Consider the following 24,455-nt stretch of genomic DNA (forward strand, 5'->3'; position numbering starts at 1 on the left):
GTGGCAACCGAAGGCAGCACCCCGCTCTCAAGAGAAAAACCGTGCAGACCGGCGCGAAAGGCTGTCGCCCACAGGGTGCGCTCCTGCAGAGGTAGGTGGCAGGGGCGATGGGGGCTACCCCTGCTTCTCCAGCCAGTCGGCGAGCTCGCCCATGTGGCGCACATCGACATCCGGCGCCCGCCCCAGCGCCCCGGGCCACGGATGCCCCGCGCGATTGATCCATGCCGTGCGCAACCCCGCGTCGCGCGCGCCGACCACATCCAACTCCGGGTCGTCGCCCACGTGCAGGATCTCGGCGGCGCTCAAGCCGAACCGCTCGGCGGCGGCAAGGAAGATGCGCGCGTCGGGCTTGGGCACGCCGGTATCGCGGGCGCATACGTGGTGCGCGAAGTGCGCGCGGATGCCGATGCGGTCGAGGTCGGCATTGCCGTTGGTGAGGCTGGCGATTGGCCAGCGGCCGGCAAGGCGCTGCAGCGCCGCCAGGCTTTCGGGGAAAAACTCCACGCTGTTGCGCGCGGAAAAGTAGATCTCCCACAACGCCTCCACCGGCGCCTCGTCGATGCCGCAGTGGGCAAAGGCGCGCTGGATGGTCAGGTGGCGCTGTGCGGTGAAGTCGTGGGCGAGGTCGGTGCGCTCGGCGGCGACCTCGGCGCGCAGCGCGCGCATGGCCGGGATGGGCCATGCGCGTGCCACGTCGGGATAGTGCTGGCGCAGGTACGCATCGACATCGCGGTCCGCGCGTTCCAGGGCCGGCAGTACCGGCCACAGGGTGTCGTCGAGGTCGAGCGTGATGGCGCGGATGCGCACGCCGCGAGCGATCAGTTGCCGCTGACCTTCAGTACCTGGTCAAGCTTCACCGTATCGTTGCTCAGGTGGTTCCAGTCCTTCAGCTGGGCCACGGTCACCGAGTACTTCTCGGCAATGATGGACAGCGTCTCGCCCTTGGCGACCTTGTGCGTTTCGCTGGCCGCGGCGGCCTTGCGCGATTCCACCGCCTGCTTGGCTTCCAGCGCGCGCTCCGAGGTCGGCGCGGTGGCCGAGGCCGAGGCGTAGGTCGCGCCCGGCGCGGCGAGCACCGGCGGGGCCGGGGTCGGTTCCACCTGCATCTTGATGCCGATCTCGGCGAGGATCTTCTCGCGGCGCGCCGTGTCGTTGGCGGCCAGTTCCGGCGCATCGGAGTACGGCACCAGCTGGTGCTGGCGGGCCAGCGCCTTCACCGTATCGGTGTGCAGGAATTCCATGAACTGCTGGATCAGCGCGGCCTTCGGGCTGTTCGCGTTGGTCACCAGGTACAGCGGGGTGTAGAGGATGTAGCTGCCGTCGGTGACGGTGGCGACGCTCGGGCGCACGCCGTTGACGCTCACCATCTTCACCTTGCCGTTGTTCGCCACGCCCGACAGCGTGGTCACGCCCAGCGCGTTCGGATCGAGCGTCACCGCCTCTTCCAGCTTGGCCGTGTTGACGTACAGGCGGGGCGCGGCCACCGGCTGGTTGCCGCGGCCGAAGATCAGGCGGCGCAGGCTGTATTCCACGCCGTCACCCGGGCTGGCCACGGCGTACAGGTTGATCGGCGCGTCCTTGCCGCCCACGTCCTTCCAGTTGGTGATCTTGCCGAAGTAGATGTCGTGCAGCTGCTTCACGGTGAGGTTGCCCGCCGGGTTCGACGGGTGGGTGATCATCGCCAGCGCGTCGTATGCCACCGGCATGAACTGCAGGTCGGTCTCGGTGCCACCGGCGCTGCCGCGCGCGCTGCCGGCCACGTCGGCCATGCCGTGGGCGACCGCATCAAGGCCCGAGGCGGTGTTGAACGGCTGGATGTCGATGCGGCCCTTGCCGCTCTTTTCCCAGGCCTTGGCCACGTCGTCGACCACGCCACGGGCGGTGGCGTAGTCGCCGCGCCAGGTCAGCGAGGGCAGCGCGGCGGCCTTGCTCGACTTGGCGGGCGTCTTGGTCTTGCCGGCGGCGAGTGCGCCGGTGGCCGCGCATGCGGTGAACAGCGCGACGATGAAAAGGCGGGAAATGCGTGATGACATGGCGGTTGGGAACCCCGAGTGCTGAAGGTGGATCCGCAGGCCGCCGTTCCGGGCGCGCGTGCAGGGACTGATGTAACCCGGGTATTTCAGCCAGCTCAGGGCCAAACATCAAGCTCGCGCGACGCCCTGACACCGGGAAAAACGCGATGCCGCGCACGATGTCTTCACATCGTTCATGGGCGGTTATTCGTCTCAGCGCGACCCATACGGTCGCACCTGCCATGCGACGATTCGGCGGGCTTTCGATCGTCCCCGACCGCGCGTGCTGCCGCTCACAGGCAAACTGCCAAGGGCTTCGTCATTCCGGCTGACGCCAGCATGACGAAGCCCCGATGGCTCAGCGGATATCCACGTAGCGCACACCCTCGTCGCCCGACACCACCAGCACCAGCTGGCGCGGATTCACGCCGGACAGCTTCTGCAGCGTGCGCATGTCGGGCACGCGCAGGTTGCCCACGCCGATCACGATGTCGTCGGGCTGCAGGCCGGCCTGCGCCGCGCGGCTGCCCGCACGCACCACGCTCACGCCCACGCCGGCAATGCCCTGGCTGCGCATGCTCTGCGAGAGCTCGCTGAAGGTCACGCCGGCCAGCCGCGGATCGAGCTTGGCGCCATCGACGGTGGCCAGCTTCTCGGGCGTCAACTTTGCGGTGACGTCCTTGCTGGCGCCGTTGCGCTGCACGGTCAGCTTCACGGTGGAGCCGATCGGCATCAGGCCCTCGGCATTGCGCAGCTCCTGCGCGCTGCGCAGCGGCTTGCCGTCGATCGCGGTGATCACGTCGCCCACCTCGATGCTGGCGCTGTCCGCCGCCGAGCCGCCGGTCACGCGCGTCACCACCACGCCCTTGGTGTCCTTCAGGCCCAGCACCTTGGCGATGCGCGGGGTGATGTCCTGCGCCTCCAGGCCCAGGTTGCCGCGATTGACCTTGCCGTGCGCGATCAGCTGCTGCATCACCTCGCCGGCCAGGTTGGTGGGGATGGCGAAGCCGATGCCCACGTTGCCGCCCGAGGGCGAGATGATCATGGTGTTGATGCCCACCAGCTCGCCGCGCAGGTTCACCAGCGCGCCGCCGGAGTTGCCCGGATTGATCGACGCGTCGGTCTGGATGTAGTTCTGGTAGCCGGTGCCGCCCAGGCCCGAGCGGCTCAGCGCGGACACGATGCCCGAGGTCACCGTCTGGCCCAGCCCGAACGGATCGCCCACCGCCACCACGAAGTCGCCCACGCGCAGCTTGCCGGAGTCGGCCATCGGCAGCGCCGCCAGGCCGGTCGCCTGGATCTGCACCACCGCCAGGTCGGTTTCCGGATCGGTGCCCACCAGCTTGCCCTTCACGTCGCGACCGTCCTGCAGGGTCACGGTGATGTCGTCGGCGCCGCCCACCACGTGGTTGTTGGTGAGCACGTAGCCCTTGGCCGCATCCACGATCACGCCCGAACCCAGGCTCTGCTCCACGCGCTCGCGCGGCGAACCCTGCAGGCCGAAGAACTGGCGGAACACCGGGTCTTCGAAGAACGGGTCGCGCACCTGCACCCGCGTCTTGGTGGAGATGTTCACCACCGCCGGCGTCACCTTCTCCAGCATCGGCGCCAACGAGGGCAGCGGTTGCCCGTCGACCACGGGCGGCAGCGCCGCCGCGTGTCCGGCAAGCGGCAGCGCGGCGGCGGCAACAAGACTCAAGGCAGCCCATCGGCGGGCAACACGAGCAAGCATGGAAGCTCCTTTTTCACTTTGAAACGGCGGTCGTTCGACTCGCAACGCGGCGCGCGGTTCCTCAAGGTCGCAACGCTTTGCTCCGTTGCCTACCGCGGTGCCCAACGGGCTCCAAGGATGCGTTCGCAGCAAGCTTGGGAACAGGAACGAAGAACGCGTGGAAAGACTTTACAACCAACCATCCGAGGGGTAACTTTCTCTTCCGTTCGCGACCACAACATCTTGTGTGACGACGCTGGTAATAAACCCAAGAGCTGGTGTCAGGGGATGCGGCCTTGGGGGAGTTGTCGAAGGTCAGGCAGGGAGCGCAGAGGTCGGGCAGTGTGCTGGCTATGTGGTTTCTCAGGCACATGACTGACGCGAGCGGCAAAGCCGAATAAAACAAGAAACCAACACGGGGCCGAAAGGCCGAACCGGGAGGTCAGGAAGCCGATGAGCACCATGCGTGCACCAGCCGTAAATCGCGACACCACCATTCCGCTGCAGCCGGCGTCGTACGACATCTGGGACAAGAAGTACCGCCTGAAGGCGAAGTCCGGCGAGCCGGTCGACGGCAGCGTCGACGAAACCTACCAGCGCGTCGCCCGCGCCCTGTCCGAGGTGGAAACCACCCCCGAGCTGCGCGAGCACTGGAACGAACGCTTCCTGTGGGCGCTGCGCCGTGGCGCCATCCCCGCGGGTCGCATCACCTCCAACGCGGGCGCGCTGGAGCACAAGCCGGCCACCTCCACCATCAATTGCACGGTGTCGGGCACCATCCGCGACTCCATGGACGACATCCTGGAGAAGGTGCACGAGGCCGGCCTCACGCTGAAGGCCGGCTGCGGCATCGGCTATGAGTTCAGCACGCTGCGTCCGCGCGGCGCGTACGTGTCGGGCGCGGGTGCCTACACCTCCGGCCCGCTGTCCTTCATGGATATCTACGACAAGATGTGCTTCACCGTCTCGTCCGCCGGCGGCCGCCGCGGCGCGCAGATGGGCACGTTCGACGTCAGCCATCCCGACGTGAAGGAATTCATCCGCGCCAAGCGCGAAGACGGCCGCCTGCGCCAGTTCAACCTGTCCCTGCTCATCACCGACGGCTTCATGCAGGCGGTGGAGCACGACCAGGACTGGCCGATGGTGTTCCCCGTGCACGTCAAGGAACAGGACGAGATCGACCTCAACGACCCCAGCAAGGTCGTGTGGCGCGAGTGGCCCACCCACGAAAACTACGTGGAGCGCGAAGACGGCCTGGTGGCCTGCAAGATCTACGGCCACATCCGCGCGCGGCACCTGTGGGACATGATCATGGTGTCCACCTACGACTTCGCCGAGCCGGGCTTCATCCTGATCGACAAGGTCAACGAGATGAACAACAACTGGTGGTGCGAGCACATCCGCGCCACCAACCCCTGCGGCGAGCAGCCCCTGCCGCCGTACGGATCGTGCCTGCTGGGTTCGGTCAACCTCACCACCTTCGTGCGCGACCCGTTCGGCCCCAAGGCCCGTTTCGACTGGGACGAATACCGCGAAGTGGTCAAGGTGTTCACCCGCATGCTCGACAACGTGGTGGAGATCAACGGCCTGCCGCTCGAGCAGCAGCGCAACGAGATCCTCTCCAAGCGCCGCCACGGCATGGGCTTCCTGGGCCTGGGCACCACGCTCACCATGCTCAAGATGCGCTACGGCTCGGCCGAATCCGTCAGCTTCACCGAGGACGTCTCCCGCGAGATGGCCGTGGCCGGCTGGGAAGTCGCCCTCGACCTCGCCAGGGAGAAGGGCCCGGCGCCGGTGCTCACCCGTGACTACACCGTCACCGGCGACATGCTGCGCAAGCGCCCCGAGATGGCCACCGACGGCTACAAGGTCGGCGACACCATCCCCGGCCGCGTGCTGCACGCCAAGTACAGCCGCTACATGCAGCGCGTGGCCGAAGTGGCCCCCAACCTGGTGGCCGAGCTCGCCGAAACCGGCGCGCGCTTCACCCACCACAGCTCGATCGCCCCCACCGGCACCATCTCGCTCTCGCTGGCCAACAACGCCAGCAACGGCATCGAGCCCAGCTTTGCCCATCACTACTCGCGCAACGTGATCCGCGAGGGCCGCAAGACCAAGGAAAAGGTGGAGGTCTACAGCTACGAGCTGCTGGCCTACCGCGCGCTCATCAACGCCGACGCGCTGCCGTTCTCCGACGACCCGAAGTCCAAGCTGCCGGAATACTTCGTGGCCGCCGACGACATCTCGCCCAAGGAGCACGTCGACATCCAGGCTGCCGCGCAGCGCTGGGTCGATTCGTCCATCTCCAAGACGGCCAACGTCCCCACCGACTACCCCTACGAAGACTTCAAGGACATCTACTTCTACGCTTACAAGCAGGGCCTCAAGGGCTGCACCACCTTCCGATTCAACCCCGCCGCGTTCCAGGGCGTGCTGGTGAAGGAAGCCGATCTTGAGAGCACCCTCTACCGCTTCGAATTGGAAGACGGTAGCGTTGTGGAACTGAAAGGCAACGAAGAAGTGGAGTACGACGGCGAAATGCACACGGCCGCCAATTTGTTCGATGCCTTGAAGGAAGGGTATTACGGAAAGTTCTAATATCGTCGCCGGGACCTGGTGCTCAGGTTCCGGCACGCTTGCAGGAGTCGTTCCGGATGCCTAGAGGCAAGGCTCACTACAAGATCCAAATCCACGTCGGAGGGGATTACCCGCATGTCTATCGATACTGATTTCGAAGTGAAAGAAGAAGCCATCCAGGTTGTTGACGCGCCGGTGGAGGTTCCCGTGGTCGAAGTGACCCCGGCCGCCCCCAAGAAGGCCCGTGCCAAGAAGAAGTCGGCCGCGGCCAAGAAGGCAGCTCCGGCCAAGAAGGCTGCCGCCAAAAAGGCGGTCAAGAAGGCCGGTGCCAAGAAGACGGCGAAGAAGGCCGTGAAAAAGGCCGCCGCCAAGAAGGTCGCCAAGAAGGCGGTGAAGAAGGCTGCCGTCAAGAAGGTCGCCAAGAAGGCTGCGGCCAAGAAGGGCGCTCGCAAGGTCGCCAAGAAGGCCGCCGCCAAGAAGCGCGTGGTGAAGAAGGCCGCCGCCAAGAAGGTCGCCCGCAAGGTCGCCAAGAAGGCCGTGCGCAAGTCGGCCGCCAAGAAGGTTGCTCGCAAGGTCAGCAGCAAGAAGACGGCCAAGAAGGCCGCAGTCAAGAAGACGGCCCGTAAGGCCGCCGGTAAGAAGGCCGCCAAGGCGGTCAAGAGGTCCACTGCCAGCAAGAAGGCAGGCGTGAAGAAGGCCGTGCGCAAGCCGGCCAAGAAAGCCGCCCGCCGCAAGTAAGTTGTAATCCGGTCCGGCCCGGCGACCAACGCCGGGCCGGATTGTTTCCAGCGACGCGCGCCGCCAGGACGTCGCTACCAAACCCAGGACACGGACGCCTTCGTTAAGGCCGTCATTCCGGCGCAGGCCGGAATCCAGCGCCTCAAGGCCCCAACCCCGCGCCAGGCCCCAGCCCCTAAAGCTGTTGGAAACCCAGGCCCGGACCCCAAGGTTCTGTTAGCGCCCCTCAAGACTCGAAAAGAAGCACACACCATGGCGATCAAGATCGAAAAGAAGATCAAGGGCTACAACGTCGTCAAGCCCGAGGACAAGGCCGCCGCGCCCGTCGCAACCCCTGCCGCGCCGGCCGCCAAAGAGGCGCCCAAGGCAGAAGTCATCCAGATGCACGAGAGCCTGGAGCGCCCCGAAACGCTCATCGGCTCCACCTACAAGATCAAGTCACCGCTGTTCGAGCACGCGTTGTACGTCACCGTCAACGACATCGTGCTCAACGCCGGCACCCAGTACGAACAGCGCCGCCCCTTCGAGATCTTCATCAACTCGAAGAACATGGACCACTTCCAGTGGATCGTGGCGCTCACCCGCATCATCTCCGCCGTGTTCCGCAAGGGCGGCGACGTCACCTTCCTGGTGGAAGAGATGAAGGCCGTGTTCGACCCGCGCGGCGGCTACTTCAAGGCCGGCGGCGTCTACATGCCCAGCATCGTCGCCGAGATCGGCGCGGTGATCGAGCAGCACATGAAGACCATCGGCCTCATCCACGACCCGGAGATGGACGAGAGCACCCGCAAGCTCATCGCCGAAAAGCGCGCGGCCTATGAAGCCGCCACCAACCCCAAGAAATCCGCCCCGGCCGCCGAAGCCAGCACCGAGCCCACCAACGCCAACGGCTTCCCGCCCGGCGCCACCCTCTGCGCCAAGTGCAACACCCAGGCGCTGGTACTGATGGACGGCTGCCAGACTTGCTTGAATTGTGGGTATAGCAAGTGCGGGTGAGGTAGCCTCACCGCGAAATGAGACGAGGCGGCAGCGATGCCGCCTTTTTTTTACAGGCCAGCCATTCGCTTCCGGCCTGAGTCGGATCGTTCGACTGGCTTACACCGATCGCTTCGATCGACAACTTCAGAATGTTCTTGGGGGAATAGAATGAAACGCTTTGCTTTAGGTGTTGCTGCCCTAATCTTCACTCATGCCGTTTTGGCAGAAGACCCAAGTGCAAACGATTGGAAGCGGTCCACGGTCTTCGTCACAGGCGTTGCCGACATTGACGCAAAAGGCAACGTTCAGCATATCGAACTCTTGCCCGACGAGAACAAGGACACCAAGGTGCTCTCAGAAGAGCTCGCGCCACTTGCCAAGTCCACTATGTCCCATTGGGCATTCGAACCAGCGACCGCAGATGGCAACCCGGTGCCAGGTCGCACCTTCCTGCATGGCGTTTTCGAATTCCACGAGGAAGGAAGCAGTTACAAGGCTCGTCTTGCCTTCATTGGCAATGGTCCGCGAATCTACAAGGCGGTAGCGCCGAAGTATCCGAAAACCAAGATATCCGATCGCGTAGAGGCGACCTTGTACATGCTTGCGCTGGTACAGCCGGATGGCAGCATTACAGATATTCATCTTGAGTCAGCACAAAGCACGGGTAAGAGACGGGTTGCCGAGTTTGTTGAAGTCGCCATGATGGCCATGAAATCCTGGCGTGCTGAGCCGGAGACGGTCGATGGGCATCCCATGAGAACTTGGGTTCGCCTCCCGATAACGTTCAACCTGGGCGATCCCCTCAGTGGGCGCCGACACGCCCCTGAGCTTGAACGGTCCGTCGATTCACCTGGGGAACCTCCCACGTCCTCGTCAGGGGATCTGGCCCTGGCGCTCGATAGCCGCATCAAGATTCGTCCTCAAACGCCCTGACGGCGGGGCCAAAAAGGGGGCAGGGTGCCCCCTTTTAATAGAAAGGTACGCTGGCCCCTTTTCGTTGCTCCTGGCACCCTGGCCGAGATCGGCGCGGTCATCGAGCAGCACATGAAGACCATCGGCCTGATCCACGACCCGGAGATGGACGAGAGCACCCGCAAGCTCATCGCCGAAAAGCGCGCGGCCTACGAGGCCGCCACCAACCCCAAGAAGTCCGCCCCGGCTGCCGAAGCCAGCGCCGAGCCCACCAACGCCAACGGCTTCCCGCCCGGCGCCACCCTCTGCGCCAAGTGCAACACCCAGGCGCTGGTACTGATGGACGGCTGCCAGACTTGCTTGAATTGTGGGTATAGCAAGTGCGGTTAAAGTTCTGCGCGTAAGTGCCGATCAGTAAAAGGGCGGCAGCAATGCCGCCCTATATTTTTGTCCGGTACTTTCTGCTCGAATGTAGGGATTGACGTCAAATGAAGGACTTCAAAGCTGGCGGAGATATAAACGTCGGTGGCGATGTGTATATCTATGACAATTCGACGCAGCACAAACTTCTAATCACCTGCACCGATAGACAGCTATACGAAGAGCGATTGCATCGCACTGCAATTTTGAGCGACGAGCGCAAACGCAAGTGGAAGCGTCTTGGGCTGGCGTGGCTGATTGTTGGAAGTGGATTTGCTGCGGGAGCCATTTGGCTACAGGCGATCGGACAGGGGGCGTTCTCGACCCTACTTCTCGGACTTGGCGGTCTAACTCTTGCCGCAGCCTCCGTCAAAGTAATTGACGAGCCGACCGTGTTTGAGCGGCGTCAGCTACAAGCGCTTCAAGAAATATCATTCATCTTGAAAGAGCGTGGCCTGGAATGAACTGCCGATTGGTGCCTGCCCATCGAATAGGGTACTGGGTCGCAGCTTGAGTAAAAGATAAATGTCCTTGGCAAACGGGGTCAGGTTTACTTCTTTTGTATACATAAGTTAACCTCGTCCCGTTTGCTGCTGGCCATTCGCTTCCGATCCGAGTCGGATGATTCGATTGGTTTAAGCTGATCGCATCGAGCGACAAATTAGAGCGTTTTTGGGGGGGGCGGAATGAAACGCTTTGCTTTAGGTGTTGCTGCCCTGGTCCTCACTCATGCCGTTTTGGCAGAAAGCCCAAGTGCAAACGATTGGAAGCGGTCCTCGCTGTTTGTTACTGGCCTTGCCGACATTGACGCACAAGGCAATGTTCAGCATATCGATCTCTTGCCGGATGAGGACAAGGACAGCAAGGCGCTCTCGGAAGAGCTCGCGCCGCTGGCCAAGTCCACCATGTCCCATTGGGAATTCGAACCAGCGACCGAAAACGGCAAGCCGGCGGCAGGTCGCACCTTCCTGCATGGCGTTTTCGAGTTCCACGAGGAAGGAAGTAGTTACAAGGCTCGTCTTGCCTTCATTGGTAATGGTCCGCAAATCTACAAGCCGGTGGCGCCGAGATATCCGAAAAGCATGATCGCCGATGGTGTTCAGGCCACTTTGAACATGATCGTGCGGGTACAGCCGGATGGCAGCATTACAGACATTCACCTTGAGTCAGCACAAAGCACGCGTAAGAGACGGGTTGCCGAGTTCGTTCAAGCCGCCATGGTGGCCATGAAATCCTGGCGTGCTGAGCCGGAGATGGTCGATGGACATCCCGCGAGCACTTGGGTTCGCGTCCCGATATCGTTCAACCTGCGAGATACCGTCAGCGGGCGCAGATACGCTCCTGAGCTTGAACAGTCCATCGATTCGCCCGCAGAACCTCCCGCGTCCTCTACAGGCGATCTGGCCCTGGCGCTCGATAGCCGCATCAAGATTCGCCCTCAGACGCCCTGATGGCGAGGCTAAAAAGGGGACAGGGTGCCCTTTTTAAGAGAGGCACTCTGGCCCCTTTTGCGTTGCTCCCAGCATCCTGGCTGAGATCGATGCGGTGATCGAGCAGCACATGAAGACCATCGGCCTGATCCACGACCCGGAGATGGACGAGAGCACCCGCAAGCTCATCGCCGAAAAGCGCGCGGCCTACGAGGCCGCCACCAACCCCAAGAAGTCCGCCCCGGCTGCCGAAGCCAGCGCCGAGCCCACCAACGCCAACGGCTTCCCGCCCGGGGCCACCCTCTGCGCCAAGTACAACACCCAGGCGCTGGTGCTGATGGACGGCTGCTAGACTTGCTTGAATTGTGGGTATAGCAAGTGCGGGTGACGTGCGCCTGACTCGAAATCAGGCGTATGTGCAAACGTAACGTGGATTTGAATTTCGCCATATTGGTCAATGAAATCAAAGGGCTACGCTGCAAGAGCGTGGTCCTTTTTCTTTGCTCCCACGCGGTCGATTTTCACTATGTACGGTTCGTGTACGGGATGCAGCCTATGGCTAAAGTCTAGTGGGCGGCGTTTCGAGTTGACGCCGGGCTTTCGCACTTGAATCATTTGAGCAGGACCTCAGGGGAAGAGCCATGTTCGAAGATGCAAAGCCGCAGATCGAAAACATTGTTGCCTTAGTCGCGTTGTGCCCGGATAAGCTCCAGGAGAAATGCTTCGAACTGCTCTTAACTAGCTACCTTCAAAGCCTGTCTCCAAGCAGGCCAGCGGCTAATCCAGCCAGCGTCACACCCGCTCCTGCTCTAGCTCCTCATGAAGCGCCCTCCAACGCAGGAGCGTCTGCGACGATTCCGGACGCAATCAAAACGCGCTTCAACTCGCTCGTCAGCAGAACCAAGGTCAACGGCGCAAAAGCAGCCGATCTTTTCGACTTCAACGTCGATCCATTTACCTTTCATGCGTTGTCAGTGCCGGGCTCCTCGACCACAGAGAAGATGAGGAATGTCGCGCTCTTGCTCGCGCTTAAGGGATATCTCATCTCGGCAAGTTGGGTTGCGGACTGGAAGGAGTTTCGCGCCACATGCATTGATCACAGTTGCTGGGATCAAGGCAACGTGGCAAAAACCATGAAGCACAAGTGGTTCAAAGTCGCATCCTCAGCAACAGATATCAGCCTCACTGGGGAAGGGATCAAGGCAGCCGAAGGGTGCTTCACTAAGTTGGCAAGCGGCCCCGATGACGCCAGTGCATGATGCCGACTAGCGAAGATTTGGAATCCTTCCATGAGCGTGCATGCAGTCTGCACACACAGCTCGGCACCAATCACAATTTCGCCCGCGTTGACCAATCGGCTGCACTTGCAGAGGCTGCGAGAGACTGGCTGAAAATCTCGGCGGCGCTGAAGGAGGCAGTAGATGGATTCCTTCCCGCGCTCGAACAGTTCGACAGCATCATGGCAGAGGTGTTGAAGGCGACGAAGCAACGCACTCGGGCGAGTGTATTCCGCAAACACCTTGAACCTTTCAAGTCCGTCTTCATGGACTCCGTCGTTGTTCCTCTAATGAGGTACGAGGGCAGCCCGTCGCAAGCCGCTGCACGTCAACTGGAAGGCGTATTCGCCGGCTTAGTCAGCACAGACGAAGAACAGTACATTTCCGAAGCTGCAAGGTGCTCTTCAGTCCGATGCCACAGGGCAGCAATCGTGATGTTGTGGGCAGCTGCAATTGCTCGAATTCATGCCGAAATCCAAAACGTTGGGTTTGCGGCCTACAACGCAGCCGCAGCCGCATCAGTGAAAAAGAAAGGCAGTCCCTTCAACCGCATCCAGAACTCAATCAACGTTGCGAGCTTGGCGGACCTTCAACTAGGCCGCGACTTCGACCTCATCGCGGTGGGCATGGAGCTATGGGGATATGACAGCCAGACCTTTGACGAACTAAATCGTTGCTTGAACATAAGAAATGCTGCTGCTCATCCAGGATCGTTTGAGCCAACGAGCTTGGATGTCCGACAATTTGCCGAAAAGATTAAGCGCTTCATTTTTGAGTTTTTTGCAACGAAAAGGAAGATTTGAAAAAAGGACGGAGGTAGTTAAGTCCGCCTAACTACCTCTGTCCCTTTACCCTGAAGGGACAGAACTTCGCCGTCTAGGATTCTCGGACACGGTGCAGCGCCTGACCTGCAACGGTGCTTTGGATTGAAAGTTGATGCGCGGCAGCCACAAGTTATCTCCAAACCATCCAAATGGGCGCATTGATACGAGGGGCAAGCTCAATGGCCTCGCTCACAACTTTGTCCCTTGCCTCCAAGACTTTCAACGCCAGCGCCTTCGTTTCCGCCTCAGAGACGCCATTCAGTCGCGCGGCGGACACTTCGCTCTCCGCCTTCTTAGCTACATTCATGTAGTGCCTAAGGCTCGGAAAATAGATGGCGATGAGCGCACTAACTCGGAAATTTTCGTCGGGCAATTTCTCTTCCGTGAGCGTCTTGATCTGCGCAAACATTGCCTCGCGCTTGGACGGGTCGCGCTCGGCAATTTCCAAACAATCGGCCATGCGACGAAGGCGGTGATTTGCGCGACGCATAATCGTCACTACTTCTTCCAGCTTTGCGCGCCTGAGCTGGCGCTCAGACGCGCGGAGGTTGAAAGTGGAGGTGGCCAGTGCAGCTGCCACACCGCTAGAAAGAATAGTAAGGAGACTACTAATGACGACGTTCATGTTTCCCCCCAGCTTGGTACTCTTGTTTAAGGACTAAGCCCGCAATTATGACGCCGTTACCTATTTCCAAAACTTCCAAAGCGGCGCATTTACGGTAGGCCCCAGCTCAATTGCTGCGCGGTAAACCCCTTGGTGGCATGCGGTCAAAGCCTCAAACTGCTTAACCTGTTTAGCCATCCCTGCCGCGCCAGTTGCAGCCCAACCGGCTCGCGCCGCAGCGTCAAATTTTGGCTTCAGCGTTGGAAAGTAAATGGCGATGAGTGCCACCACTTTTTCATGAGCAATGTCGTTCTCACGAGCGCTTTCGGCCATGAAATCTTGATAGGCCTTGAGGTCTGCAGGGCCGGCCAATGCTTGGTTGGCCAGTCTCGTCATTCCCGCGAAACGGGCATGTTGCTTATGCAAGAGGCCGCAGAGAAGCTCAAGCTTCTCACGTTTAACCGAACGCTCCTGCTGGCGAGCATTGAGCAAGAAGGTGACGAAACCCGAAGCGAGGCTGCTTGTCACCACGGTTACGGCGGTTGTGGCCCAGTCCATTGACACTACCCCTTTGTGTTTGTTCCCAAGTTGTTAGCGGAAACTGGGGTCAGAGTGTACTTTTCAAGAAAGTCGACTCTGCACCCTCACTTTGGTGGTCGCCGTCCCTGTGGATAGTTGCCGATTCGGCTGCCTGCGATAAGAGCAATGCAAACAGTTGCGCGCGAAAGCGGACGCTAACGAGTAGCAGACTTGCCCAGTACAGCCCGACGATGGCCATGCCAAGGAAGAACTCAGGCCACGTGGGTTGGGGTGGCCAGTGGAGATCTTTGAACTGTAGGTAGAGCACCGCCGCCACTGGAAGCGCACCAAGCTTCTCAAGCCCGCCCGAAATGAGTGGATGTTTGTCCTTCAGGCGCTCATGTCGCTGTGAGGCGTACTGCGCCATTGCCTCCAGCCGTCCCTTGGGAAAGGAGGTGAGCCATGCGATCAGTTGCTGGTAATGGTAAAGATCAAAGTCGAGCTGGTCGGCAAACTCACGCCGCTCTGACGCAAAGCTGGGCAGCCTCCATTGCCGCCAATGACCACGCGGCGCGATCGCGAGAATCAACCCGCCGACTTCCACAATCAGCATCACGGCTGTGAAGATCAGCGCAATCTTGGAACTAGGGAATAGCTTGGCCGCAAGCAGGCCAGTAAACCCCGCGCCGAAACCTAGGATGTAGCCCCATCGCTGACGCGTGCTCGGTGTGACCGACAAACTTTCGTGGTCAGGCAGCGCATCAATGCGCGCATTCAGTGCAGCAAAGGTCAATGTCGCCGGTTCCATAGCTCTCCCCTTGTTTAAACAAGGATAGAGCGGCCGGTCGCGCCCCGCCAGAAGGCCACTAGAAGGCCTATCTTTCTGAGGTTGGATCGTGAACAACGGGAGCGGCGCTGACTAAATCCCCGAACTACCCCTGTCCCCTTAAGCTTGCTCTTCGCCCCACCGCCTATATGGTGAGAGGCATTCTGCCCCTCCTTTGCCAGCCTTTTTGGATCGCAGGCCGTCTGTCGAATTGTGACGTCGCCTAGCAAATATTCCGTTCAAGATTTCTTTCCGCTGCCGACGCCCCATTTTCGAGGGCCCACCCCGAGTGATTTCATGATTGGCAATCAGTGCGCAAGGCGCTGGCATGACTTTGGCGGAGGACTTCTATGGATGACCAACAATTGAAGTGGACACGCAAGCTGGGGAACGTTGTTGAAAAAGCTTTGCCGTTTGTACTGACAGCCGCTGTAATCTGTGCCTTGCTCGGGCTTGAGTGGCTTACGTTTGATAACGGGCGTTCCAGGTACTTCTTTCTTTTCATCGCGGCTTTGAGTGTTGCATGGGGCTTGCTTCTGACAGTCGAGAAGGTGCGGCGATTAAATGCTTTGCCTGATACGAAGCGACCAGCAGCAAGGGCGCGAACGAGATTTCGCTCGGAAGCACTTGCCGCGATGGCCATCATCTCTTTCCTCGGCCTGTTCTTCCGCGCTGGCTTTGATCACGACATCGCAAACTATCCAGCGAGATTGGGCTATTTGAATCAAGCGGCTAATGAACTCTCTCGGATCCTCCCGGAGGACCAGTGCGCCAAAAGACCGGATTCGGGCACTTGCAATCGGGTCTGGAGTTCACTGCATGGGCTTCAACGCGCCATCGGTTCCGCGAAGGAGTCCGACGTCTATCAACTCATGGAATCCGCAAATCGAGCGTTGGATGAGACTTTGCAGCGATCGGTATCGCTGGATCAGGAAACCATTCGAGTGGTTCAGGGAAACCTGAATGACGCGGTCATCGATGAGCGGAGGCTGTCAATTCTGTTCGAGGCCTTGCAGCTCTTTGCCATCACCTTCGCCGTTTCAGCTATTTCGAGGAAGCTGGCGTTGGCATGGATTGATCATAGAGAAATGATGGCTAAAACCGCCTAGTTTTTGGATACCAAAACAGGGGCAGGGTGCGCTTCTTAGGAAAGTTCACTCTGCCCCTTGTTTTGTTGGCTACTGCACGCTGGTCAGCTATTCCAACTAGTAATGAGCCGCCAAACAACAATACAGGCGGCAATGACTAGTCCTGCTGTCTGAAGCTTGCGATTTTTCGTGCCGGTGCTAAACGCGCATAGCGTCATGACAAGAACGAGCCACAATGGCACACACATGGCCAGGTTCATCGGTGATTACGCAAAGAAGTAACTGCAGCCGACCGTCCCGACGAGGCTGCCAATCCAGCCACCAACGCCAATGCCCGCCCCGGTGCCGAACCCCAGGGTTCCGTATGCACCGATTACACCGCCAATCGCTGCGCCAGCAATGGATGTTCCCGCTTGGCAAATTTCCACATTGCTGCCGCCTGACACCTGCGCAATTTCATCCGTCGTTAACTCTTGCATGGGTAGTGCTCCTTTTTGGGTGGAACGACGAAAGTCCTCCATCAAGGCACGGTAGGCAATCAGACAATTCTGAAAGAATGTAAAACAGGGCTAAGAGCCGACTGCTAAACGGTGCTCTCTGTCCTCTCTCTCGAAAGACGCACAACCCTATGTGCGAAGCCACGACACCGCCCCGGCCAGTATCACCGCACGCGTCATCTTCCATTAGACGGACGTCCATCCCGTCGAAATCCGACAGACGGTGCGAACGCCAGTCGTTAGCTTCGGACGGTCACTCGCGTCGTCGTTTGCAAAACCTCGCCAGTGACCATGACACCAAGTCATGAGGCGCGAGCCGTGAGTGCTGGAAACACTCACGACCCGCTAACCATCACCAACTGACTGGAAGTTGATCATGGCTACCCACGATCATACGGTACGCATTCGCCCGTCTGTTCCCGCTGACGGCACCCTCACTCCTCCCGCTGGCGCCCCGCCACACACACGTGTGGCATGGCCCGAAACCCTGCGCCATGGCACGCGCGGTGACATCGCCCTGGCGCTGCTTGCCCTGACCCGCCTGCGTATCGACAGCGAGCGCTGCCGCATCGCGCAGGCCCAAGGTATTCCCGGCAGGCCGCTGCGGTGGCCGCTTTCCATGGCGGAAGCCACCCGCCTCGGCACGGCCATCCACTGCCTCCAGCAGTACGCCAGCCTGCTCGGCCACGAGCCCCGAGTGAACCCACCCCACGTCCGATGATCGCCCTTGCGGCGCATCGGCCAGCATGGCGATGCGCCGCTCCCAGGCGATCACCGACAAAGCCACCAGGCATTCACTGACACGGAGCGCTGTAAGCGCCTATCCGCTACGCGGCCGTGCCCGACAGGGAAGACAACCCATGGAACTGATCCAACTCACCCCGCACCTGGACGTGGACCCCTCGCAACCACTGCGAACCCCCGGCGAAATCCTGCTGCACGCCTACCTGATCCCCCAAGCCCTCAACCCCGCCCGACTCGCCCGCCGCACCGGCATCCCCGCCCATCACCTCAAAGCCTTCCTCAACGGCACCCGCCCCATCGCCCCCAAAGCCGCCATCCGCCTCTCCCTCGCCCTCGACACCACCGCCTTCTATTGGCTGGCGCTACAGGCGCGATGCGATCTGGAAAAGCCCGTGCTCCGTACCTACCGCCCTATCGTTGATTAAGCGCGTTTGAGCAACAGAAACCCGCGTGGGTGACAGGAAAGAGATGAAAAGGTGCCAGGGACAATTTCCGGGAGCGGCTTGCGGCGGCTACCGCTATACATGCCACATTAGTCAAAAGGGTAGCGCGAGCAAAGTTGTTCGAAGCGTGTTTACGGGGCGAATTGGACGCTTTACTAAGATCACTGAAATCTGTCCTGCGGAGGGTCCCGGGCAAACCCATGCCCAATATGTGCGATATAAAAACGAGAAAGGAGAGACAATCCGCACATACAAGGACTGACCGTGTTGGTGACTTCAAGCACAGAAAGCCATTAACGGGTGGGCCAGAGGGCAGACCGGTACCTCCGCCGCCTCCCAAGAAGGATGGAGATCAATGAGGCGGCTAGACGTTATTAGGCTCTTGGATGGGAAGTTATCACCCAGCCAATTTCAAGAGATCTATAGTGAAGAGATTGCAAGGCATGTGAAGGCCTTGGAGAAGGGTGGAGCGAGCGCGCCAGTCATTCTCAGCGGCGAACAGGCGGTGCTGGTGGGGACGCCAGAACTTCGAAGTTTGTCGCGCAGTTGCCTTCTCTGGTCGATCACGAAGGAGACGCTCGCATACGTGATTGACGCACTGACGCTGGATCCAAAGACCAGTTTCGCTAGTGAGGGATTGCGAGAGACGGCCATGGAATTGGCGGATTCCGATTTTGGGCGCGCGGACATCGAGAAATTTGTTGATGTGCTCCGCGCCCGAGAGAAGTAGCGTGAAGTGAGGTAGGTGCGCGCAAGGCGCTTATCTTAGCCAGCACAACCAAGGGGACCACAGCCAAGGGGGCGGAGGTGGTTAAAGCCGAAGGCAGTTAGGCCCGCCTAACTACCTCCGTCCCCTGGACCGCCGCTATCAAGGGCGCGGTGAGGTTCTGATGCCCCTTCGTTCTGGTCATTAATTGACCCTCTTAGGTGGGTTCTTCGTCACCATTCCCCCTTGTTGGCGGACTGTACTGGCCACCAATAGGCGAGATGGCGTTGTCAAAACGGGGGAAGATTCACTTCTCTTGAGTCCGGTGTGCGCGCGACTCTGTTATCACCGTGTCTTTGCATCCTTCACTTCATGGACAAGGCGATCGCTGTCGCGACGTTGGTGAGGTTGTGCAGCACAACGCTGTTGAGCAGGCTGCCTGACCGCAGGCGGACATACATGAGTCCGCATGCACCGATGGCTATATACGCAAACGTGCCCCAGGCGAAGACGAAATGTCCGCTCTGGAAACGCCATGCGTGCATGAGCGCGAAGGCAATGGTGGGTATTGAGAAGACCAGGATTGCATTTGCCGCCCTGCCTTTGCCTTGTGGTTTGTCATGCGTGCGGAGAAGTGACGGCATGAGCCCTCTGAATACGATCTCTTCATCCAAGCCGGATACGAGTGCCATGAAGAGCATGCTGGCCAGCGTGAGTTCCCGATGGATAGGAATGAAGTGAGCCGTGGCCAGGTTCATTGCAAGCAGGGCGACGAGCACCAGCAGGGTAGGCCAGTGGCTGTTTGGTCGTGGTGCGCATAGCCCGATGTCTGCGAGGCTGAAACTCTTGAGGGCCGCTCTGATGAAGAGGCCAAGTCCAACAAGGGCCAGCACCTTTCCAATCCATGGCGTGGCTGGATTGCCGTCATGTCGATCCAGAATCACGCCGGCAGCAAGACAGGTGCATTCAACAAGCAGTGCGCCAACCGCTAGAAGAATATTTCCATGCCTGGGAAGGATGCTCTTGAACGTCGTCTTCAGAGCCAGTAGCAAGATAAGCATCAAGGCAGCGATGCAGAATGACGGAACGAGGAATGGCGGCACGACGTAACCTTTGAAACCGTCAACTAATAGAAGAGTGGCGGCCCCTCGGAGGGGCCGCCATGTAGCACGCCTTTTTCAGCAGGCGAAACAGAAGAATGGCCATAGTCCAGGGGATGGGCCGTCCACCGTGCCATCACCCGGGCGACACATTTGAAGGCCGCCGCTCACCTGCTCGATCTCGGCCTCTTCAAGCTCAACCATGTGGTATCTCCTTGCATCGTCAATGACGGAACGCCTCCGTCAGGCAAACGTATGTCCGTCTGGAGTCCTGGCGGACAACGTCGGCATCTCGTTCTGAGACGTCGAAGGGTCGACGCTCATGGCGCATGCCGCGCCTGAGGATCATTGACGTGGCGCCCCAAGCATTGCTATCAGCGAATGCCAGGCAATGTCCGCGGATTTGCCTGTCTCGTATGTACGGTGCTTCCCTAGGCAATGCAGCTGATTCAATAATGGAGTCGTCGGACAGGATTTATTTTCTGCCGCCAGACGCGAGCTGGTTGGTGATTTCCGATAGGGATGCCGACGTAACGATCTTTTGCTTTCGGGATGCGTCGCTTCTTTCGGAATTCAGAATGCACTACGACGGATCGTTCTATCAGGACGATAGCGGTCGAGAAGAGTTTTATGTTGAGTCCCCTGATGAGCTACCTATCCCCCAGTTCTGATGGGGGGTCTTCTTTGAGCTTCTTTGCCGAAAAAAGAGGAAGGGCAGAGTGAGATGCCCCAAGCTAGTCGGACGTCGGTCCTTGAACGAGGAAAATCCCTCTGACCCCGATTTTGAAGGGCAAGGGCAGGTGGCGAAGCGGGGCGAGTTTGAGCAGCTTGTGCTGCTTCCGATCAGAGTCGGCGTGCAATGACGGTAATCTGCGCCTACACACACTCCAGCCGGAACCCGACTGGTCAGATCCTAAGGTTGTCCTAAAAAATGAGCAGACGCTGGAGGCACATCGGGTGCCAGGGAGCTTTCCTTATGCGTCGCTATCTGATTCTTCCCTTGCTGCTTGTGAGCCTGTTCGCGCATGCCGCGGCCTCACTACGCGTTGGCAACAAGGTGCTCACCGTCGGTGACAGCGCGGCGCGAGTGCTTCAGTTGATGGGTGAGCCGTCGATTCGTGCGTTCAAGCAATTCCAGGTGGGAGGGCTGCCGCCTAACCAGGTTGCGAACGGGGAGGAATGGCAATACCTGCAGAACGGCAAGACGATCATCGTGACCGTTGTGGGTGGAAGAGTCGTTAACTTTGAAACGGTCCACGACTGATCTGTGAAAGCAAGCGGCACAGCCTTTCCTGCAAAACGGGTCAAGCTCACTTCTCTTGAGTCCAGAAGTGAACCTAACCCCGTTTTCCTACTATGAAGCGTTCAAGGAACGCTTCACGCCGCGCTTTCCTGTGTCCGAGACAGGATGGCGCTGGTGATGAGGTGAACGAGCTGATCCGCTCGTGGCGCAAATGAGGGTTGGTCAACTGCCCAGCCTAGCGCTGTGATCAGGGCGAACAGGTCGTCCCCATTCATATCGGCGCGCGCCGTTCCTTCGTCTTGGGCACGCACCAGCAGTCGCGCGCCTGCCGAGTGCACTGCGGCGCACGAAGCGTAAAGCGCGGAGTCCGGGTTGGTGTGGGCGGCCGCCATCATGGCGACAACGCCCCTATAGCTTTGGGCGAATGTCACCAAGGCTCGAAACCAGGTGAGCAGTGCTTCGTCGGCCGATGTCGACGTTTCGAGTTCGGCTGCCTTCTGCGTCAGTGCGTCCAGGTGGTTGCACAGCAACGCTTCGAATAGGGCCTCCCGCGACGGGAAGTGACGAAGCAGTGTGGCCAAGCCCACGCCGGCCCGGCGGGCGATGTCGCGCATCGATGCATCGGCACCATGCTCGGTAACGACGTCACGCGCGACCGTGAGTATTTGGCTGCGATTTTTTTGGGCGTCGGCGCGCATGCGGGAACCTTGACAAGCGGATCACTGATCCACATTATGTGGATCAATGGTTCGGATGCTGTGATCAGGATCTGGATCGGTGGTCCACAAGATACAGGGCCTTTGTACCCATGGGAACAGAGGCACTGCCCGATACGCCGAAGGAAAAGTCATGGGAAAGCTTGAAGGTAAGGTGGCAGTCATCACGGGTGGCGCTACCGGCATCGGCCGCGCCGCGGCAAAGCGCTTTATCGAGGAGGGCGCGTTCGTCTTCATCTTTGGCCGCCGGCAGGAGGCGCTCGACGCCGCCGTGGCCGACTTTGGGCCGAAGGCCCGCGCGGTGAAAGGCTCCGTCTCCAACGAGGCCGACCTCGATCGGCTCTACGCGGCGGCGAAGGCCGAGCGGGGAACCCTCGACATCGTCTTCGCCAATGCCGGGGCGGGAAGCCCGCTTCCGCTCGGCAAGATCACCGCCGAGCACATCGACGAAATCTTCGACACCAACGTGAAGGGCACGATCTTCACGGTGCAGAAGGCGCTGCCGCTGATGGGGGCGGGCGGTTCGATCATCCTGACCGGATCGAGCGCCGGCACCACGGGCGCCCCAGGATTCACGGCCTACAGCGCGAGCAAGGCCGCGGTGCGCAACCTCGCCCGGACGTGGGCGGAGGACCTCAAGGGCACCGGCATCCGGGTGAACGTGCTGTCGCCCGGGGCGACCGCGACGGAACTCGCCAAGGAGGCACTCGGCGAGGAGGGCCAGAAGGCCTACGGCGCGATGACTCCCCTCCAGCGCATGGCCGACCCGGCGGAGATCGGGGCAGTGGCCGCCTTTCTTGCCTCGTCGGACAGCAGCTTCATGACCGCCAGCGAGGTCGCCGTCGACGGCGGCTTGGCGCAGCTCTGAGGAGAAAATGAAATGACACCATCACTCAAGGGCAAAACCGCTCTCGTTACCGGGGCATCACGTGGCATTGGCCGCGCCATCGCCGAGCGTCTTGCAAAGGACGGTGCCACCGTCGCGCTAACCTACAACGCCAGCAAATCCAGCGCGGACGAGGCCATCGCGGCCATCGAAAAAGCGGGAGGCGCCGCGTTCGCGATCCATGCGGACCTCGTTGACCCGGCGGCCGTCCCGGCGTTGTTCGAGCGACTCGACGACGAGTTCACCCGGCGGAACGGAAGCAAAGCCCTCGACATTCTGGTCAACAACGCGGGCAATTCCGGTTGGGTTGGCTTCAAGGACGCCACGCCGGAGAGTTGGGACACCCTGATGGCGGTCTACGCCCGCGCGCCCTTCTTCATCGTCCAAGCCGCTCTCGATCGTCTCGCCGATGGTGGACGCATCATCAACATTTCTTCCGCTGCCGCCACGAAGCCGGTGACGGCTGCACCCGTCTATTCGATGGCTAAAGCGGCCATCAACACCTTGACCCATACACTGGCCATCGAGCTGGGGTCGCGTGGCATCACCGCGAACGCCGTAGCGCCTGGCTATACGCGAACGGATGCGAACGCCGACTTTCGGGAGAACCTCGAACTCGTCAAGGTGGTCGAGGCCCAAATCGCGCTGGGCCGCTTTGGCGAGCCCTCGGAAATCGCCGCCGTCGTGGCGTTCCTGGCCTCCGATGACGGCCATTGGGTAACCGGCCAAACCATCGAAGCAAGCGGCGGCTACAAGCTATGACCGCGCTTGGAAACAAGGAGAAACCCATGAGCTACGCCATCATTGGCTTTGGCAAGATCGGCCACGCGCTTGCCGAGGCGTTCGCCCGCAACGGCATCGAGGTGGCCGTTGCAACCACACGCGACCCGGCAAGCTTTGCAGCCGATGCGGCCGCGATCGGATCCACCATCATTCCCAAAACCCTGGCGGAAGCCGTCAAGGCGGACGTCATTTTTTTGGCCGTCCGTTTCGAGTCGCACCCGGAGGTCGCCAAGGCACTGCACAGCTGGAAGGGAAAGACCATCATCGACGCGATGAACACGCAGGCGCCGCTTGAGGAGCTTGACGGTCTACCGTCCTCTACCTTCGTCGCGAAGGCGTTTACCGGAGCGAGACTGGTGAAGGGCTTCAACCATTTGGTCGCCGCGGTGCTTGGCCAGGACCCGGCCGTACACGGTGGCAGAAGGGTGGTGTTCCTGGCGAGCGACGATGACGGCGCCGCAGCGGATGTTGCCGCGCTTGCGGAAAAACTCGGTTTCGCGCCAGTCCAACTCGGCGGGCTTTCGGAAGGTGGATGGCTGGTGCACGCGCGCGGAAGAAGCTGGGGTCATCTGATCTTCAAGGACTTGGTCAAGTTCGACTGACGAATCGCCATCGCGAATTTCGGGGCGATTCTTCCTTGTTGGTAGCGGCAGCTTGGCGGCCTTGGATCGCCGGCTTCACCCACATGCATCGTGGCCGATGCGTGCTGTGCCAGGGCCTGACTCGTACCCGACGTTCTTCACTAAAAGGGGGCAGGTTCACTTCTCTTGAGTCCGGAAGTGAACCTGTCTCCGTGGTCTTTGCAGGTCAATAAGGCGGCTTGTCCAACAGTGGAGTTACCACCGTTTCGAGCCTGTCACGAGTGAGTTCGGGTTGCTTGTCTTTCCAGCCGTCGTGGACAAGAAGGCCATGTCGATCGATGACGAAGCTGACCGGCAGGCGCCAGATGCGGCCATAGCCGGGTACGTGCGGATCGCCGAGCAGCCCCGTGGGGAAACTGAGCGTGGACGCCACCTTCTTCACCTGGTCAAGCATGTCCGGCGTATCAAGACTGAAACCCAGTACGACGAGATGGTCTTGCGCATGCTCCTGCGCATAGCGGGACAACATGGGCAGCTCATCGCGGCAGGGTTCACACCATGTGGCCCAGAAGGTGAGGATGACGGTTTTGCCGCGGAGTTCGTCCAGCGAGATGTGTCGCCCGTCCAGCGTGTTCAGGGTGATGCCTGGCGCCGGTTGTCCAAGGCGAAGCTCGTTGGCGAATGCCGCTGACATGCCGGCGAGCAGCAGTACAAGCACCGCGAGGTAACGCCACGCGCGCTTCATCTGTCCATGTCGAACCGCAAGCATTGCAGGCCTGCTCGCGGGATGCGTGGCGCATGTCCGCATCGGCGCCCCTGCTTTCTGGTCAGCCGGCATGA

At 60.4% G+C, this 24,455-nt stretch carries 26 protein-coding genes and 2 pseudogenes; 18 read left to right on the top strand and 10 right to left on the bottom strand.

Annotated elements, in window-relative coordinates; all coding sequences use genetic code 11:
• Positions 1 to 114: 114 nt before the first annotated feature.
• From JMF82_RS00815 to JMF82_RS00825, 3 genes are all read right to left on the bottom strand, one after another.
• Positions 115 to 807, bottom strand: coding sequence for an HAD family hydrolase (locus JMF82_RS00815; RefSeq protein WP_201312640.1), 693 nt, complete (start codon positions 805 to 807; stop codon positions 115 to 117).
• 11 nt (positions 808 to 818) lie between these two features.
• Positions 819 to 2,033: a substrate-binding domain-containing protein gene (locus JMF82_RS00820; RefSeq protein ID WP_201312641.1), complete on the bottom strand. Its 1,215-nt coding sequence runs from the start codon at positions 2,031 to 2,033 to the stop codon at positions 819 to 821.
• Positions 2,034 to 2,370: 337 nt separating this feature from the next.
• Positions 2,371 to 3,744 carry a Do family serine endopeptidase gene (locus JMF82_RS00825; protein ID WP_201312642.1) on the bottom strand — a complete coding sequence of 458 codons (1,374 nt, stop codon included), beginning with the start codon at positions 3,742 to 3,744 and terminating at the stop codon, positions 2,371 to 2,373.
• 432 nt (positions 3,745 to 4,176) lie between these two features.
• Here JMF82_RS00825 and JMF82_RS00830 point away from each other — a divergent pair, with 432 nt between their 5' ends.
• The 10 genes and pseudogenes from JMF82_RS00830 (at position 4,177) to JMF82_RS00875 (ending at position 12,858) form a co-directional block, all read left to right on the top strand.
• Positions 4,177 to 6,321: an adenosylcobalamin-dependent ribonucleoside-diphosphate reductase gene (locus JMF82_RS00830; RefSeq protein ID WP_201312643.1), complete on the top strand. Its 2,145-nt coding sequence runs from the start codon at positions 4,177 to 4,179 to the stop codon at positions 6,319 to 6,321.
• A gap of 138 nt (positions 6,322 to 6,459) precedes the next feature.
• The gene (locus JMF82_RS00835) at positions 6,460 to 7,038 is read left to right on the top strand and encodes a histidine biosynthesis protein HisIE (RefSeq protein ID WP_236585229.1); all 579 of its coding nucleotides are present in this window, start codon (positions 6,460 to 6,462) and stop codon (positions 7,036 to 7,038) included.
• 252 nt (positions 7,039 to 7,290) lie between these two features.
• Entirely contained in the window at positions 7,291 to 8,034 is a 744-nt protein-coding gene (locus JMF82_RS00840) for an NrdJb (RefSeq protein WP_201312644.1), read from the top strand.
• Between the two features lie 150 nt (positions 8,035 to 8,184).
• A complete protein-coding gene (locus tag JMF82_RS00845) occupies positions 8,185 to 8,949 on the top strand; it encodes a TonB family protein (RefSeq protein ID WP_201312645.1) in 765 nt (254 codons plus the stop codon).
• 78 nt (positions 8,950 to 9,027) lie between these two features.
• Positions 9,028 to 9,318 (top strand): annotated as a pseudogene (locus JMF82_RS00850) (NrdJb); the annotation flags it as partial.
• 98 nt (positions 9,319 to 9,416) lie between these two features.
• Positions 9,417 to 9,812 carry a hypothetical protein gene (locus JMF82_RS00855; protein WP_201312646.1) on the top strand — a complete coding sequence of 132 codons (396 nt, stop codon included), beginning with the start codon at positions 9,417 to 9,419 and terminating at the stop codon, positions 9,810 to 9,812.
• 222 nt (positions 9,813 to 10,034) lie between these two features.
• Positions 10,035 to 10,799 (top strand): energy transducer TonB, encoded by a 765-nt coding sequence (locus JMF82_RS00860; RefSeq protein WP_201312647.1) that lies wholly within the window; start codon positions 10,035 to 10,037, stop codon positions 10,797 to 10,799.
• Positions 10,800 to 10,866: 67 nt separating this feature from the next.
• Positions 10,867 to 11,130 (top strand): annotated as a pseudogene (locus JMF82_RS00865) (NrdJb); the annotation flags it as partial.
• A gap of 289 nt (positions 11,131 to 11,419) precedes the next feature.
• Positions 11,420 to 12,037 (top strand): hypothetical protein, encoded by a 618-nt coding sequence (locus JMF82_RS00870; RefSeq protein WP_201312648.1) that lies wholly within the window; start codon positions 11,420 to 11,422, stop codon positions 12,035 to 12,037.
• Positions 12,034 to 12,858, top strand: a complete 825-nt coding sequence (locus JMF82_RS00875) for a hypothetical protein (protein WP_201312649.1) — start codon at positions 12,034 to 12,036, stop codon at positions 12,856 to 12,858. Before JMF82_RS00870 ends, JMF82_RS00875 begins: the two co-directional genes overlap by 4 nt.
• 151 nt (positions 12,859 to 13,009) lie before the next feature.
• Here JMF82_RS00875 and JMF82_RS00880 read toward each other — a convergent pair whose 3' ends face one another.
• From JMF82_RS00880 to JMF82_RS00890, 3 genes are read right to left on the bottom strand one after another with little or no spacing between them, the layout of a single operon-like run.
• Positions 13,010 to 13,504: a hypothetical protein gene (locus JMF82_RS00880; protein WP_201312650.1), complete on the bottom strand. Its 495-nt coding sequence runs from the start codon at positions 13,502 to 13,504 to the stop codon at positions 13,010 to 13,012.
• A gap of 60 nt (positions 13,505 to 13,564) precedes the next feature.
• Positions 13,565 to 14,047 carry a hypothetical protein gene (locus tag JMF82_RS00885; protein WP_201312651.1) on the bottom strand — a complete coding sequence of 161 codons (483 nt, stop codon included), beginning with the start codon at positions 14,045 to 14,047 and terminating at the stop codon, positions 13,565 to 13,567.
• A 43-nt stretch (positions 14,048 to 14,090) separates the two neighbouring features.
• On the bottom strand, positions 14,091 to 14,810 hold the full coding sequence (locus tag JMF82_RS00890) for a hypothetical protein (RefSeq protein ID WP_201312652.1): 720 nt from the start codon (positions 14,808 to 14,810) through the stop codon (positions 14,091 to 14,093).
• Between the two features lie 368 nt (positions 14,811 to 15,178).
• On the opposite strand from JMF82_RS00890, the gene JMF82_RS00895 reads away from it, so the two are divergent.
• Positions 15,179 to 15,937 carry a hypothetical protein gene (locus JMF82_RS00895; RefSeq protein ID WP_201312653.1) on the top strand — a complete coding sequence of 253 codons (759 nt, stop codon included), beginning with the start codon at positions 15,179 to 15,181 and terminating at the stop codon, positions 15,935 to 15,937.
• A 245-nt stretch (positions 15,938 to 16,182) separates the two neighbouring features.
• Here JMF82_RS00895 and JMF82_RS00900 read toward each other — a convergent pair whose 3' ends face one another.
• Positions 16,183 to 16,395 (bottom strand): hypothetical protein, encoded by a 213-nt coding sequence (locus JMF82_RS00900; RefSeq protein ID WP_201312654.1) that lies wholly within the window; start codon positions 16,393 to 16,395, stop codon positions 16,183 to 16,185.
• Positions 16,396 to 16,789: 394 nt separating this feature from the next.
• Here JMF82_RS00900 and JMF82_RS00905 point away from each other — a divergent pair, with 394 nt between their 5' ends.
• The 3 genes from JMF82_RS00905 to JMF82_RS00915 all read left to right on the top strand — a co-directional run bounded on the left by JMF82_RS00905 (position 16,790) and on the right by JMF82_RS00915 (position 18,330).
• Positions 16,790 to 17,134, top strand: coding sequence for a hypothetical protein (locus JMF82_RS00905; RefSeq protein ID WP_201312655.1), 345 nt, complete (start codon positions 16,790 to 16,792; stop codon positions 17,132 to 17,134).
• Between the two features lie 139 nt (positions 17,135 to 17,273).
• Entirely contained in the window at positions 17,274 to 17,582 is a 309-nt protein-coding gene (locus JMF82_RS00910) for a HigA family addiction module antitoxin (RefSeq protein WP_201312656.1), read from the top strand.
• A 373-nt stretch (positions 17,583 to 17,955) separates the two neighbouring features.
• Complete coding sequence (locus tag JMF82_RS00915) at positions 17,956 to 18,330, top strand: hypothetical protein (protein WP_201312657.1); 375 nt, start codon at positions 17,956 to 17,958, stop codon at positions 18,328 to 18,330.
• 341 nt (positions 18,331 to 18,671) lie between these two features.
• Here the strand turns inward: JMF82_RS00915 and JMF82_RS00920 are convergent, their stop codons facing one another.
• The gene (locus JMF82_RS00920; protein ID WP_201312658.1) at positions 18,672 to 19,409 is read right to left on the bottom strand and encodes a CPBP family intramembrane glutamic endopeptidase; all 738 of its coding nucleotides are present in this window, start codon (positions 19,407 to 19,409) and stop codon (positions 18,672 to 18,674) included.
• A gap of 973 nt (positions 19,410 to 20,382) precedes the next feature.
• Here JMF82_RS00920 and JMF82_RS00925 point away from each other — a divergent pair.
• Positions 20,383 to 20,670 (top strand): DUF2845 domain-containing protein, encoded by a 288-nt coding sequence (locus tag JMF82_RS00925; protein WP_201312659.1) that lies wholly within the window; start codon positions 20,383 to 20,385, stop codon positions 20,668 to 20,670.
• Between the two features lie 113 nt (positions 20,671 to 20,783).
• Here JMF82_RS00925 and JMF82_RS00930 read toward each other — a convergent pair whose 3' ends face one another.
• On the bottom strand, positions 20,784 to 21,347 hold the full coding sequence (locus JMF82_RS00930; protein ID WP_201312660.1) for a TetR/AcrR family transcriptional regulator: 564 nt from the start codon (positions 21,345 to 21,347) through the stop codon (positions 20,784 to 20,786).
• Positions 21,348 to 21,498: 151 nt separating this feature from the next.
• Here JMF82_RS00930 and JMF82_RS00935 point away from each other — a divergent pair, with 151 nt between their 5' ends.
• From JMF82_RS00935 to JMF82_RS00945, 3 genes are read left to right on the top strand one after another with little or no spacing between them, the layout of a single operon-like run.
• Complete coding sequence (locus tag JMF82_RS00935; RefSeq protein WP_201312661.1) at positions 21,499 to 22,233, top strand: SDR family oxidoreductase; 735 nt, start codon at positions 21,499 to 21,501, stop codon at positions 22,231 to 22,233.
• Positions 22,234 to 22,245: 12 nt separating this feature from the next.
• Positions 22,246 to 23,013, top strand: a complete 768-nt coding sequence (locus JMF82_RS00940; protein WP_201312662.1) for an SDR family oxidoreductase — start codon at positions 22,246 to 22,248, stop codon at positions 23,011 to 23,013.
• A gap of 26 nt (positions 23,014 to 23,039) precedes the next feature.
• Positions 23,040 to 23,636 (top strand): NAD(P)-binding domain-containing protein, encoded by a 597-nt coding sequence (locus JMF82_RS00945; RefSeq protein WP_201312663.1) that lies wholly within the window; start codon positions 23,040 to 23,042, stop codon positions 23,634 to 23,636.
• Positions 23,637 to 23,841: 205 nt separating this feature from the next.
• Here JMF82_RS00945 and JMF82_RS00950 read toward each other — a convergent pair whose 3' ends face one another.
• The gene (locus JMF82_RS00950) at positions 23,842 to 24,384 is read right to left on the bottom strand and encodes a TlpA disulfide reductase family protein (RefSeq protein ID WP_236585230.1); all 543 of its coding nucleotides are present in this window, start codon (positions 24,382 to 24,384) and stop codon (positions 23,842 to 23,844) included.
• Between the last annotated feature and the right edge of the window lie 71 nt (positions 24,385 to 24,455).

It is taken from the genome of Dyella sp. EPa41, assembly GCF_016586165.1.
Classification (GTDB): Bacteria; Pseudomonadota; Gammaproteobacteria; order Xanthomonadales; family Rhodanobacteraceae; genus Dyella.